The 12,386-nt window shown below is 35.4% G+C and carries 14 protein-coding genes; 7 read left to right on the top strand and 7 right to left on the bottom strand.

Translation table 11 applies throughout. From position 1 onward, the window contains the following. Positions 1-82: 82 nt before the first annotated feature. Together P9E47_RS21795 and P9E47_RS21790 are read right to left on the bottom strand one after the other, a co-directional pair. A complete protein-coding gene (locus P9E47_RS21795) occupies positions 83-1,768 on the bottom strand; it encodes a methyl-accepting chemotaxis protein (RefSeq protein ID WP_003331282.1) in 1,686 nt (561 codons plus the stop codon). A 58-nt stretch (positions 1,769-1,826) separates the two neighbouring features. After that, entirely contained in the window at positions 1,827-1,949 is a 123-nt protein-coding gene (locus tag P9E47_RS21790; RefSeq protein WP_267880041.1) for a hypothetical protein, read from the bottom strand. A 128-nt stretch (positions 1,950-2,077) separates the two neighbouring features. Here P9E47_RS21790 and P9E47_RS21785 point away from each other — a divergent pair, with 128 nt between their 5' ends. Continuing rightward, positions 2,078-2,269: a hypothetical protein gene (locus P9E47_RS21785; RefSeq protein ID WP_003331283.1), complete on the top strand. Its 192-nt coding sequence runs from the start codon at positions 2,078-2,080 to the stop codon at positions 2,267-2,269. A gap of 122 nt (positions 2,270-2,391) precedes the next feature. Continuing rightward, positions 2,392-2,832 (top strand): cell wall hydrolase, encoded by a 441-nt coding sequence (locus P9E47_RS21780; RefSeq protein WP_003331284.1) that lies wholly within the window; start codon positions 2,392-2,394, stop codon positions 2,830-2,832. Between the two features lie 45 nt (positions 2,833-2,877). On the opposite strand, the gene P9E47_RS21775 is transcribed toward P9E47_RS21780, so the two are convergent. Then, positions 2,878-3,816 (bottom strand): hypothetical protein, encoded by a 939-nt coding sequence (locus P9E47_RS21775; RefSeq protein ID WP_003331285.1) that lies wholly within the window; start codon positions 3,814-3,816, stop codon positions 2,878-2,880. Positions 3,817-3,929: 113 nt separating this feature from the next. After that, positions 3,930-4,868: a magnesium transporter CorA family protein gene (locus P9E47_RS21770; RefSeq protein ID WP_003331286.1), complete on the bottom strand. Its 939-nt coding sequence runs from the start codon at positions 4,866-4,868 to the stop codon at positions 3,930-3,932. An 828-nt stretch (positions 4,869-5,696) separates the two neighbouring features. Between P9E47_RS21770 and P9E47_RS21765 the strand changes: the two genes are divergently transcribed. Further along, positions 5,697-6,320: an HAD-IA family hydrolase gene (locus P9E47_RS21765; RefSeq protein WP_003331289.1), complete on the top strand. Its 624-nt coding sequence runs from the start codon at positions 5,697-5,699 to the stop codon at positions 6,318-6,320. A 195-nt stretch (positions 6,321-6,515) separates the two neighbouring features. Here the strand turns inward: P9E47_RS21765 and P9E47_RS21760 are convergent, their stop codons facing one another. After that, positions 6,516-7,136, bottom strand: a complete 621-nt coding sequence (locus P9E47_RS21760) for a VanZ family protein (RefSeq protein ID WP_326164962.1) — start codon at positions 7,134-7,136, stop codon at positions 6,516-6,518. 243 nt (positions 7,137-7,379) lie between these two features. Here P9E47_RS21760 and P9E47_RS21755 point away from each other — a divergent pair, with 243 nt between their 5' ends. After that, entirely contained in the window at positions 7,380-7,709 is a 330-nt protein-coding gene (locus P9E47_RS21755) for a hypothetical protein (RefSeq protein WP_035195525.1), read from the top strand. A gap of 262 nt (positions 7,710-7,971) precedes the next feature. Continuing rightward, on the top strand, positions 7,972-8,154 hold the full coding sequence (locus tag P9E47_RS21750; RefSeq protein ID WP_003331292.1) for a hypothetical protein: 183 nt from the start codon (positions 7,972-7,974) through the stop codon (positions 8,152-8,154). 58 nt (positions 8,155-8,212) lie between these two features. Here P9E47_RS21750 and P9E47_RS21745 read toward each other — a convergent pair whose 3' ends face one another. Continuing rightward, the gene (locus P9E47_RS21745; protein ID WP_157382110.1) at positions 8,213-8,788 is read right to left on the bottom strand and encodes a hypothetical protein; all 576 of its coding nucleotides are present in this window, start codon (positions 8,786-8,788) and stop codon (positions 8,213-8,215) included. Positions 8,789-8,985: 197 nt separating this feature from the next. Further along, positions 8,986-9,693, bottom strand: a complete 708-nt coding sequence (gene deoD, locus P9E47_RS21740; RefSeq protein WP_326164960.1) for a purine-nucleoside phosphorylase — start codon at positions 9,691-9,693, stop codon at positions 8,986-8,988. A gap of 441 nt (positions 9,694-10,134) precedes the next feature. On the opposite strand from deoD, the gene P9E47_RS21735 reads away from it, so the two are divergent. Both P9E47_RS21735 and P9E47_RS21730 read left to right on the top strand, forming a co-directional pair. Beyond that, positions 10,135-11,229 carry an ABC transporter ATP-binding protein gene (locus P9E47_RS21735; protein ID WP_003331295.1) on the top strand — a complete coding sequence of 365 codons (1,095 nt, stop codon included), beginning with the start codon at positions 10,135-10,137 and terminating at the stop codon, positions 11,227-11,229. Between the two features lie 73 nt (positions 11,230-11,302). Next, positions 11,303-12,382: an ABC transporter substrate-binding protein gene (locus P9E47_RS21730; RefSeq protein ID WP_326164957.1), complete on the top strand. Its 1,080-nt coding sequence runs from the start codon at positions 11,303-11,305 to the stop codon at positions 12,380-12,382. Positions 12,383-12,386: the final 4 nt, after the last annotated feature.

The raw sequence follows: 12,386 nt of genomic DNA, 5'->3' as shown, positions 1-12,386 counted from the left end.
GTTCCCGACCCTCTGTCCCAGGGATCTATATCTATCAAAACAAAAGAGCCTGGAAGATTTTCCAAGCCCTCAATTTGTTATTTTAGAATTTAAATTGGCTAACCATTTCTTGTAGTTTTATAGCAGTAAAGCTTAATGATCGAGCGGTAGCGGTTATTTCCTGCATTGCTGCGGTTTGCTCTTCAGCAGCTGCTGAAACGTTTTGTGCATTCAGTGCTGATACTGAGGTGGTATTTACTATGGAATTCATCATCTCAACTATTTCAACACCGCTTTTATTTACACGTTCAACCGCAATTATTGTTTCTTTTGAATGCGCAGATAAATCTTGGATAATTTTTGTGATCCCTTCAAAAGCATCTCCTGTTTGCTTCCCTAAACTAATTCCACCATTTACAGCAGTGGTACCTTCGCTCACCGATTTTATTGCATTGTCTGTTTCTTTTTGAACTTGTTCTATAAGTTGTTGTACTTGACCGGCAGCATTACTTGATTGTTCAGCTAATTTTCTTACTTCTTCAGCAACTACTGAAAAACCTTTCCCATGCTCACCTGCTCTTGCCGCTTCTATAGCAGCGTTTAATGCTAATAAATTAGTTTGATCTGAAATTTGCGTGATTAAAGAAATAATTTGCTCTATTTCTTTTGATTTTTCTCCAAGTTTACCAATTACATCTGAGACATTGTTTACCTTATTACTGATTAAATTCATATGTTCTAATGTTTTATGAACAATTTCATTTCCAATACTTGCGTGGCTTTGGGCATTGGATCCTAATTCAGCAACAAACTGAACTGAAGCAGCCACTTGGTTAATACCTGACGAAATTTCAGCTACGGTTTGGGAGGAGGTTTGACTAGCCAATAATTGCTGATCCGTTCCCTGAGCCACTTCTTGTATGGAATTTGCAATTTGGTCTGTTGTCTGAGCGGTTGATTCCGCACCTGCGGTAAGTTCCTCCGAAGAAGCAGTTAAGTGTTCAGATGTTAGCTTTATTTGATGTATAAGGTCAACTAACTTTGTTCTCATTTCCTCAAATGATCCAGCCAATGTACCGATTTCATCTTTTGACCGAATGGTTATCGGTTGACGAAGGTCACCTTGTGCGATAGTCTCTGTAGCATCCATTAGTTTTCTCAATGGAACTATAATTGAGCGGCTTAAGAAAACGGATATCATGATGGCAAGTACAAAAATAATTCCGCCAAGAATGCCAATTACCATTTTATTTTTGTTCATTAAATCATGAATATCCTGTAATGATTGATTAATGCTAGATAAATATTTTTTTTGGTAATCGTCAACTTTTCTATTAATATCTAATGAATTTTTGTCAAACAGCGGCATTATTTCATTGCCTTTTTCTGTGCCGGCTTGAATATATTGATTAGCCATCTTTTGACCCATTTCATAGTAGGAATCAAATGATAATTTTATAGCATCTAATTCCTTAGCTTCGGTCGGATGAAGTTCTTTTAGCTTTTCAAGATCCCTATAAAATAATTTGCTATGGGCTTCTGCTAGTTTGAAACCATCATCAAAACCATCTTGCGCTCTTGTAGCACTAATATCTGATAAATATTGTTGAACTTGGACAACCGATAATTTTAATTGATCAGCTAACAAAGCGGACTGTAATGTTTTTTCTTTAATTTCTTCAAGCTGTTTTACTTGTGAAGTCAAATTCACAATTTGAATTGTTCCAAAAATAAGAAATAAAAGGAAAATAATTCCGAACGACAAAAAGTTTCTTGATCTAATGCTCATAAAAACCTCCGACTCAGTATATAGTTTAGTTCAAAAGTCACAACTAAAATTATACCAATCAAGGGAATATTTTACTATATTTTTCAAGTAAAAAGTCTACAAAGTATGTTTTATCAACGATTATTGAAATCATTCTAGTTTCCCGATCTGTTCCACAGCTTCCACCAATTGCTCTACTCATTTACAAATCCTTCGAAATTCAAAATTTTGACAGAATTTTCTATCCTATAACTAATCTGGCTGAATATGATGTAGTAAAGAAGGGAGGAAACAAAAAGCCCTTCTAAATAACGAAAGAAGGTGCCTCACATGTCACTCGCACAATTTGAAGACGTTTTTGAAATTTGTTGTGAGTTTATGGCATTAGATGAAAAAGAAAGAATTGACAGAGTAAAGAAGGATAGGTTAGAGGTAAGGGAAGATCGACGTCCTGTAGGCTATGAGTGGTGGGAAGTTGCGATTGATGAGATCGAAAAAGAAAGAAAATTACTAAATGTATAGCTATAAAACAAAAAGGCTGTCGAAAAAAACCAACTTTTTCGGCAGCCTTTTTGGTGCTTCTAATTTTATGTACAAGATATTAATATAAGCCCTTATTCATACTATATTTTGGGGGTGAAATAATGCCAAGAATAAATTACCGAAGTTCGGACATTGCCTTAATGGCAAGGATGATGAGAGCAGAAGCTGAAGGTGAAGGAAACCAAGGAATGTTATATGTTGGAAATGTAATTGTTAATCGTGTTATAGCAGATTGTTCAGACTTTAAGGATGTTAGATCAGTTCATCAAGCCATATTTCAAGTTCAAGGAGGTAATTATTCGTTTGAAGCTGTTCAAAAGGGCAATATGTTTTATCAAAGAGCGAGAACAGGTGAGAAAAGATTAGCAAAACTGAATTTGGATTATTGGAGACAACACCCAGCGAAATTCGCTCTTTGGTATTTTAATCCATATGCACCATGCCCGTCAACATGGTACGATCAACCCTTTTCTGGTCAATTTAAAAATCATTGTTATTATGAACCAAAGGCTGGAACATGTGATAGTGTTTATCGAGGATGATAAGCTTACTCAAAGAGTAAGCTTATTTTTAATCATTTAGGAATTTTAACTTGGGAAATCCGTTAGCTCTTTTCTATACTCATCTACTTCGTCGGTTAATGTATCATTATTCTTTGCCAAAACTTCAAGAAAGCTGTTCAGCATTCCTGTGTAGTCACTTTTGATTTCTCTACTAACAGCATCTAGATATACAGCCTTTGCTTCAGGGTCAATTTTTTTTGTATCATAACTAAACAGCGGCGTATTATTAAGCCCGAAGAAAGTAAACATCTCATACCTCTTATATAACTCAGTCACTTCATCCAGTCTTTCAGAACTTGGATATTGCTTCAAAAAAGCCTCTTGTTCAAGAGCTCTCTCGACAATTTCATCCCAGCTAATCATTAGGGCGGCATCTTTAGCGGGCACCTGATTAGATTCAACAGCCATGATTTCAATATAATCCTGTATTTCCTTAGTTGCGTTAGCACTGAATGTTTTATAGAACTGATAATCTATGATTGGAAAATAATATCCCTCTGCAGTTTCGATTTTATAACCGCTGTTTTTTGTTTCTTCAAGCAAAGTTTTAATCTCAGCATCGGCCATGTTTTCTATTTTACTTGTATCCCCTTTAAATAAATCCCTGAATTTTACTTGCAGATCTTCACTGCTTGTAAAATTCTCTTCGAATGTTGGTAAATGATTTACTTGTAAATCTTCTAATGCCAAAATCATACCAGAAACGTTTTGTGGTGACACATCAGATACGTTTTCCTCCATGAATTGGATCACTTCACTGATCTCTGGATTGTTTGCTATTAAATTGTTAAAGTTACTCATCACTTGTTCTTCACTTGCGTGTGGATTCTCTTCTGGTTGAACAACCTCCACTGGTTCATTGCTATTATTTTTATCTGTAGATTGATTTCCAAAAGAACAACCTGCGGAAAATAGTAACATTGAAGCCAGCGTTGAAACAGTCCATATTTTTTTATTTACCATACAATCATCTCCTTCCCATTGTTAAGACGTACCTTCGCTAAAAAAGTTACAAAAATAATAAAAAAACCAACATTCAGGAAGGAATGCTGGTTCTAATCCGTATTTCCTTATCGTTAGAAAAATCTCTTTTTCCAAAAAATAAAGGCGGTAATGCTCGCAAATATTATAGATATGAACATTGCAATGAAAAACGCATGCGGATAATCCTGAAATGGGATCGAAACGTTCATCCCATAAAAGCTCGCTACCATTGTTGGCAGGGCCAAAATAATTGTAAAGGATGTTAAAAACTTCATAACTATGTTTAAGTTGTTTGATATGACTGATGCAAAAGCGTCCATCATTCCGCTCAGAATCGAGGAATGAGTTTCCGCCATTTCAATGGCCTGTTGATTTTCAATGATTACATCCTCTAATAACTCTTTATCATCCTCATACATCTTCAAGTAGCTGCTTCTTAACATTTTTTGCATGACAATATTATTAGATTTCAATGAAGTCATGAAGTACACTAAGCTTTTTTCTAAATTTAACAGCGAGAAAAGCTCTTTATTTTTCATCGATTGGTGTAGTTCACTTTCGATTTCATCTGTTTTTTTATTGATTTGTTTAAGGTATCTAAGATACGAAGTTGCGGTTAAATATAATATTTGTAAGGCAAATCTTGTTTTTTTGTAAGTGAAAAATTGCTTTACTTTGTTTTGGGAAAAAAGGTGAAAGATCGGATTATCCTTCAAACAAACAGTAACAAAACAGTCTTTCGTAATGATCATTCCTAACGGGATCGTATCATAAATCGGTCTGTCAAATTCATCCCGTGTAACTAAAGGTACATTAATGATAATTAAAATATTATCGTCTTCTTTTTCAATCCTGGAGCGTTCTTCTTCGTCTAAGGGGTCTTTTAAAAAATCCAAAGGAATCTGTAGTTGATTGGCAGTATAATTAATTTCTTCCTCTGTTGGAGATATTAAATTGACCCAGCAACCTTTGACGATTTCCGTTGTTTCTTGAATGTCTCCAAATTCATTCGTAGCAAAAGTTTTTAACATTGAAAATTCCTCCTCGTCTTAAAGAGGAAGCCATTAAAACCTATCTAATTAATGGAAGTTGATATTTTTATAAGGTATCAAGCTTCTTGATGTCTGGTAATGAATGATTTCCTCATTGATCGAACTGGGTTCGGGTTCATTACATGGTATGTTACCCAAAAAATATCAACTCCTTATCAATAACTTTAAATATATTTATCCACCTTCATCATCATACCTTCTCAAAATTCCCTTGTAAACTACCAAAAGGGTATTGTGAACTTTGTCAGAATAGTGAGAAAGAGGGCTTGGCACTGCGGCATGATTCGGGCCAGAGATCCCGACCCTGTGGGACGGTTTGTGGGACACAGTTCCCGCCCCTCCGACCCAGATGCTACAGTCCCGTTTTAGAAAAAGCCGGGGCCACCGAAGAAAGGATTACCAAATCCCCCGAAGCCTCCATATCCTCCGAACCCCCCGTACCCTCCAAATCCTGGACCAAATCCTGGGTAACAGCAGGGACGAGGCGTAGCTAACCCACCAAGATAACCGACCCCCAATCCTAGAAGACCTGTAGCGATCGGGGCGGCAAGGAACCATCTTTGATCTTCGTAGCCCTGCCTATAGTTCGGCACCATGTTTCCATAATAATTTGAATACATTTTTTCTCCTCCTTTTCATAAAAATAGGGAAATAAGTCTACTTGCATCATATGGTTAAATAGAGGATAAGAGTGGACGATAGCCTGTTTTAGAAAAATTAATGAATCCGTCTATACTTAATCAAAAGTTGTATCATAGAAAGGAAGAACGAAGAACAGCTAGTTATTATGACTAAGGAGAAAAGTTTATGTTGAAATATGTGATATTTGATTTTGACGGGACACTTGCTGATTCAAGAGTTGTACTAGTTGCAGCATGGAATTCGTTAGCTAAAAAACATAATTTTAAAAAATTGAAATTAGAAGAGTTAGATGCTTTGAAAAAGCTATCTATCAAAGAACGTAGTAGGTTGTTGCGGATACCGTTATATAAGGTGCCCATCATATTACCCCAGTTTTTTCAGCTGTATAGGCAAGGAATTAAGAATATTAAACCTTATGATGGAATCAAAGAAATGTTGAATGATGTGGAGAAGAAAGGTTGCAAGATTGCTATTATTTCCTCAAATTCACGGGAGAACATTTCGTATTTCTTGAAACATTATCAAATTAAAAACATAAAAGAAGTACTTTGCTCCAGTAAAATTCATGGCAAAGATAGGCTCATTATTAGATTTTTAAGGGAAAAACAATTGAAGTCATCTGAAGTTGTATACGTAGGGGATGAGCACCGGGATGTAGTTGCCTGCAAAAAAACCGGAGTGCAGATGATCTGGGTTGGATGGGGTTATGATGCGGAAGAGGTGGTAGACCCTTTGAAGCCGGATTATAAAGTGTATACACCGGCTGAGATTTTAAAGGTAATTAAATGAGGTATTTTGAACAAAATCCAAACTTTTTGAAACTTTTAACAAAACAAATGTGTAATTAAATATATAGAGTTTATTAAAATAGTGTAGGTATGAGAAGGATCACATTATTACCGAAGAGGAATATGAAAAAAAGAAGGCTGAATTATTAAATGCTAAGTGGTAGGGAAGCACCTAATAAAATAGGGACAGTTGTCCCTATTTATTTTTTAAATTAGAACCAAAATTTTTTCTCTTCAAAACTAATACTTTCTTCAAAACTGGATAGACCAAGTAGCCAATGAGCACCCCTAATACGTTCAAAATTAAATCATCAATATCCAAGCTTCCTCTTTTCGTGATAAATTGGATTCCTTCAATCATCGCAATGGTGAAAAAACTAATTGTTAGTAACTGCCCGACCCTAGGGCTGACTTTTATATAACAATAGTAAACCCCGAATGGTATAAATAATCCAATGTTTGCCCCCAGGTTATAAATGGCGATTAGCAAATCCACACGACCTTCCAAATAAAACATTACCGTTTTGAATGGCACGAGATTAATCGACCCATAATACTGATTTTCCGGTCTGAAAAATAATAAGATTAGCAGTCCAATAGAATAGCAGAATATCACAAAATCAAGAATTCTCTTGGAAATCGCTATTTTTTCTTTCGTCACCCAAAGACCTACCAATAATATTGAAGAAGTCAAGCAAAACCATACAACCCCGATAACGAGTGGGTGCAAATATTGAGTTAGTTTCATCCAAATCGGTAATAGAGCTAGGAATAGGACTTGGGAAATGAAAAGATTGAGTTTGATGCTTTTTTTCATGAGTGCCTCCAGGTAAACAGTTCGGATATAAATTTTGTTAAGCTAAAACTACATGTAATTGCATTATACCTTGTTTAAAAAATCAAACAGGTGTAACCCAGAAATTTATAAATATTATGGTCAATCGCATTTGGAGAAGCGAAAGCAGGGGGAGAGGTACCATACAATTGCGTTTTAAGGGACTATAATTATTTTATCGTGAATATAATGAATGATAAAGAGAAAGGTAAAGGATGTGTTAAAATGAGCCAATACAAACAATATATTTTAAATTATGGAGACGATGTTTGTGATTTGGAATCTAGTCCTTTTGAAAGTTTGCGGATGTTATTTGACAGAACTGATCTATATAAAATCCAAGATGAATTGGATTTTGATGAAAAGGTCTTACTTGGCACTTACGATTTAAAACTTATTGAGAATGCTGAAAAAATGGTTAAACATATCAGCCAAATATATAATTTTGATTACTCAAGTAACATTCCATATGAACAGTGGTGGTGGCATTTAGATAAAATAGCGAATGGAATGCTGAGTTTCAATGTATCTTCAGAGGTAAGGAAGGTCATGTAAATTAAATCAGAGAATTAAAAGTGGGCAAAATCCAGATATCGGGTTTTGTCTTTTTTAAACTAAAAATATTCTTTTTACAGTGAAAATATTTAGAATTTTTGTTTATTTTAGTATAGCTTTTTGGTGGGAATATTTATATAATTTAAATAATTCAATTTATTAAAATGGGATTTAATCCTTAAATTAACGAATTTAGACATATATAAATAATCAGTAAATCATAGAATCCGCAATTCAGCACTAAAAAAGGGGGCAATGTTTAATGATTGGGCAATGGTTAGAGATAATTGATTATGGTACCCTTTTATTCCATGGAGCCATCTTTTTAGCGGCTGCGGTATGGTTGCCATATACGATTGTTAAAGGAGTTAAGAAGAAGAGAAAAGAAAGAAAAAAACAGAAATTCCAGGTGATCGATGGGGGGAAAATGAAGCGGGCCATTTAAAAATGGAGGAGCTTCATTTTTTTGTGATCCACCGTTCCCGACCCTGTGTCCCACAAAATTACTCCAGATAGTGCAACACTTTTTCTAATGGATTTTTTATTAACTTTTTTCGGTAGTCATCGACAAACTTACAAAAAACTACTTCTAGTATATTTTCCAGCTTCAAGTTATGTTCATACGTTTCTGCCAAATCTTCCAGTAGATATTCACCTTCCAATGCATCATTATGTTTGATCGATACATGAACGGCCTCGTAGCCACGGATTTCTTCTGCTATCACACCGTCATAGACTTCTTCAGATTGGTAAACATTTTTGGGGGCCAAATCTCTTGAATTTAATAAATGATAAATAGTATGCATATCATTACTATCTGCGTATTTGAGAAAATCAGTATAGAGAATTTCAGATAATTTCTCAAGGGTAAAAGGTTTATTAATTTCATCCTCAATTTTACGGCATATTAACTCCGCTCTGGAATAAAGCTTTTGAGGTACATAAAAAGTAAAAATATGGCGACGATTCAAAAGGGAATAGGCAGCATTATAGAAAAATTTTTTACTTCTATTGAATTCTCTAAGACTTTCATTCTTTTCTAGTTCACGAGAAATCAAATCCAACTGACTATACATCATTCTTTCCTCCGTCCATGTTAATTCTATTACTATTAAATATATTTCTTTTAAGATAAATAATAACTGATTTTAACATTGTTTTTTATTTATGTATTTTATAAGTATTGGAGGGGATTTGATTTTTTATACTTGAAAGGGCCGGAGTTCCCGACCCCGTGGCTCACAAAAAAGGGGTCGGAGAACCCAAACCCCGCAGCTCAAGCAAGCTGCAAGGCAATTTCCATCATATTAGTAAAGGCGGTTTGTCTTTCTTCCGGAGTGGTTTCCTCTTTTGTATAGATATGGTCACTAACGGTCATAATGGTAAGTGCATTCACACCCGTACGTGCAGCGTTCAAGTAAAGGCCGGAAGTCTCCATTTCTACAGCAAGTATCCCCATTTTCTTCCACCTATCCATAGCAGTAGCATCATCATTATAAAAAATATCGCTTGAAAGCACATTTCCAACATGTACCGGTAGACCTTTTTGGTCTGCGGCTTTCTTTGCCTTTTCCAGTAATGAATAGGAAGCTATACAAGAAAATTGCCCAGGAAGGTTAAACTGATCGACATAGTTTGAATTCGTGGATGCACCCATGGCCAAAACGACATCGTATAGTTTCATATTGTCCTGAATAGCACCACAAGTACCAACTCTTATTAAATTTTTTACACCAAATACATGTATGAGCTCCCATGAATAGATCCCTATACTAGGTATACCCATGCCTGTTCCCATAACGGATACTTTATTGCCATTGTATGTACCGGTAAAGCCCAGCATATTACGTACAGAATTAAACTGCACTACATCATCTAGATAGGTTTCAGCGATAAATTTTGCCCGTAAAGGGTCCCCTGGTAAAAGGATCGTTTCCGCAATTTCTACACCATTTGGTTTAATATGAGGCGTTTCTTTATTCATATATATCCATCTCCTTACATTTTGTCGTTATTTCCAAAGCTATATCATTAATAAAGCTTTTGCAAGTTGTTTTAAGTTTATTCTTAGGTTAATTATTGGAGTGATCCACAGTTCCCGTCCCTGTGGCCCACTATGGTAAAAGAATATTATGAAAATTTAAATTATTTATTGACAAAGGGGACAGTCACTCTATATAATTAGTTCAATAGAGCATGAAATTATAAAAAAAGTTATAATTTAATTTCGCTTCTAGAAAGAATGCCTCTTTCGTGGTCAGCGAACCCATAAATTAGAAACTTGTTAAATGAATGAAACTGAGAAATCTACCTAATCTTGGTGAAAACCAGAATAATCCGTAGATTTAAGCCAGTTATATCAACATTATTTGTTGGTATGACTGGCTTTTTATTTTATAAAAAAAACAAGGAGGGGATAGTCTGAATGTCCATAAATACTCACCTTTCATTAAAAAATGCTACAAAGTATTATAAAAAATTCAAAGCAGTAGACGACATTAATCTAGACATTAGAAATGGTGAATTTGTAACAATCTTAGGGCCATCAGGTTCGGGGAAAACATCACTGCTTAAGTTAATTGCAGGATTTGAGCCGTTATCGAGTGGACATGTTTATTTAAATCATGAAGATATTACAACCAAGAAGCCTTATGAGAGAAATATTGGAATGCTATTTCAAAATTATGCTCTTTTTCCTCATATGACTGTAGGAGAGAATATTGCTTATCCCTTAAAGCTTCGAAAGTTTAGTAAAAGTCAAATAAAAGAATTAGTAAAAAATATTTTAGATCTCGTACATTTGAGTGATTATGCGAAAAGATATCCGCATCAACTTAGTGGTGGGCAGCAACAACGGGTCGCTTTAGCAAGGGCGATTGTCTTCAACCCTCCATTGTTACTATTGGATGAACCACTTGGTGCATTGGATAAAAATCTAAGAGAAGCAATGCAATTAGAAATTAAACATATTCAAGAAAGAGTTGGTATTACAACGGTTAGTGTAACACATGATCAAGAAGAAGCATTAACGATGTCTGATAGAATTTGTGTAATGAATAAAGGAAGAATCGAACAGATAGCTTCCCCTAGGGAATTATATGAAAAGCCTGTCAATCGATTTGTGGCAGAGTTTATTGGAGAAATTAATCTATTAGGTGGAAAAGTCGTGGCCAAAGATAAAGAGGCTTCTGTTATCAAATTACTTAATGATGATTCTATCAGTCTAAAAGTAGAGGGAACCCCAGCAATAGAATCTAAAGATGTATTTATCGCGGTTCGACCTGAGAATATGCACATCGCAAGTGATGTAAACCAATTCGAAAACTATTTAAAAGTAGCGGTATACGAAAAAATCTATATAGGTGATGCTGTTAAATTAAAAGTAAAAACGGGCTCTGAACAGTCTTTGACTGTAAAGGTCCCTGCCTATTATGGTGCTGAAATGGGTGAAGGAAAAGAAATTATTTTAGGTTGGAATGGCATTAACTCTACTCTTATACCATTCGATGAAGCCATCTGAAAATTGGTAGATTTTTTTTCATAGAATACTAGCATGATTGTTCATTTAATTAAATTATCGAGGGGGAAATGTAATGATAAAACGATTGTCTCTGCTTTTGACAATGGCAGGATTTCTTTTTTCACTTGTTGCTTGTAGTGGCGGGAGCCCAACTACAAGTGAGGGCAGTAAGGAAGATGGAACAGCAAAAAAAGAATCCAAGCAATTAGTCGTCGTTGATTGGGGGGGAACGTCTTCTAAGGCCGCTCAAAAAGCAGTATATGAACCGTTCGAAAAAAAATATGGCGTTAATGTGGTCGTAGTATCCCCGACAGATACAGGGAAATTATTAGCAATGGTTGAAAGTGGAAATGTTGAGTGGGACGTTGTTAATCATGATACGGATGTTGCTTTACGTTTAGAGTCGCAAGGACTATTAGAGCCTTTGGATTATTCAATTATTAAGAAGGATGATGTCTATCCGCATTTAGTGACAGATTATACGATTGGCCTTCAATTGTATTTTACAAATATCGCCTATAATACGGAGTTATTTCCGGGTGATCATCCGAAAACATGGGCTGAATTTTGGGATACGGAAAAATATCCTGGTTCACGTTCGCTATACAAAAACCCAATGGGAACATTAGAATCTGCTTTACTAGCCGATGGTGTGAAAAAAGAGGAACTATATCCGTTAGATGTTGATCGTGCTTTAAACAGCCTAGATAAAATAAAAGGTAATATTAAAACATGGTGGGATGCAGGAGCACAACCTCCACAATTACTAGCGACTAAAGAAGCAGCAGTTGCAGCAGCATGGAATGGACGGGTCTCAACTGCGAAGGCAGAAGGTTCAAAAGTAGAAAATGAATTTGGTGAAGCATTAATGATGTCTACTTCATGGATTATTCCGAAGGGTGCACCAAATAAAGATTTAGCACAGGAGTTTATCGCATTTGCAATGGAGCCCGAGCAACAAGCCGCTTACTCCAATCTAATTGATTATGCTCCGACAAATATGAAAGCGCTTGGTTTACTGTCGGAAGAAGTGAAGGAACGTCTAGGGCAAACGGAAGAGAAATTGAGCAATCAAGTTGTGATTGATGTAAAGTACTGGGCTGATAATTTTGAAGAAATTAATAAAAAATTCAATGAATGGCTATTAAAATAAATAT

It is taken from the genome of Schinkia azotoformans (genome assembly GCF_035811335.1).
In the GTDB taxonomy this organism is placed as follows: domain Bacteria; phylum Bacillota; class Bacilli; order Bacillales; family Bacillaceae_J; genus Schinkia; species Schinkia azotoformans.
Note: the sequence above shows the minus strand (reverse complement) of the source record. Positions and strands in the feature narration are given on the sequence as shown.

Excerpts from the sequence above, each read along its gene's own strand:
- P9E47_RS21780 (WP_003331284.1), top strand. The coding sequence starts at position 2,392 with ATGCCAAGAATAAATTACCGAAGTTCGGACATTGCCTTAATGGCAAGG.
- P9E47_RS21775 (WP_003331285.1), bottom strand. The coding sequence starts at position 3,816 with ATGGTAAATAAAAAAATATGGACTGTTTCAACGCTGGCTTCAATGTTA.
- P9E47_RS21765 (WP_003331289.1), top strand. The coding sequence starts at position 5,697 with ATGTTGAAATATGTGATATTTGATTTTGACGGGACACTTGCTGATTCA.
- P9E47_RS21735 (WP_003331295.1), top strand. The coding sequence starts at position 10,135 with ATGTCCATAAATACTCACCTTTCATTAAAAAATGCTACAAAGTATTAT.
- P9E47_RS21745 (WP_157382110.1), bottom strand. The coding sequence starts at position 8,788 with ATGATGTATAGTCAGTTGGATTTGATTTCTCGTGAACTAGAAAAGAAT.
- P9E47_RS21795 (WP_003331282.1), bottom strand. The coding sequence starts at position 1,768 with ATGAGCATTAGATCAAGAAACTTTTTGTCGTTCGGAATTATTTTCCTT.
- P9E47_RS21790 (WP_267880041.1), bottom strand. The coding sequence starts at position 1,949 with ATGAGTAGAGCAATTGGTGGAAGCTGTGGAACAGATCGGGAAACTAGA.
- P9E47_RS21750 (WP_003331292.1), top strand. The coding sequence starts at position 7,972 with ATGATTGGGCAATGGTTAGAGATAATTGATTATGGTACCCTTTTATTC.
- P9E47_RS21730 (WP_326164957.1), top strand. The coding sequence starts at position 11,303 with ATGATAAAACGATTGTCTCTGCTTTTGACAATGGCAGGATTTCTTTTT.
- P9E47_RS21770 (WP_003331286.1), bottom strand. The coding sequence starts at position 4,868 with ATGTTAAAAACTTTTGCTACGAATGAATTTGGAGACATTCAAGAAACA.
- deoD (WP_326164960.1), bottom strand. The coding sequence starts at position 9,693 with ATGAATAAAGAAACGCCTCATATTAAACCAAATGGTGTAGAAATTGCG.
- P9E47_RS21755 (WP_035195525.1), top strand. The coding sequence starts at position 7,380 with ATGAGCCAATACAAACAATATATTTTAAATTATGGAGACGATGTTTGT.
- P9E47_RS21760 (WP_326164962.1), bottom strand. The coding sequence starts at position 7,136 with ATGAAAAAAAGCATCAAACTCAATCTTTTCATTTCCCAAGTCCTATTC.
- P9E47_RS21785 (WP_003331283.1), top strand. The coding sequence starts at position 2,078 with ATGTCACTCGCACAATTTGAAGACGTTTTTGAAATTTGTTGTGAGTTT.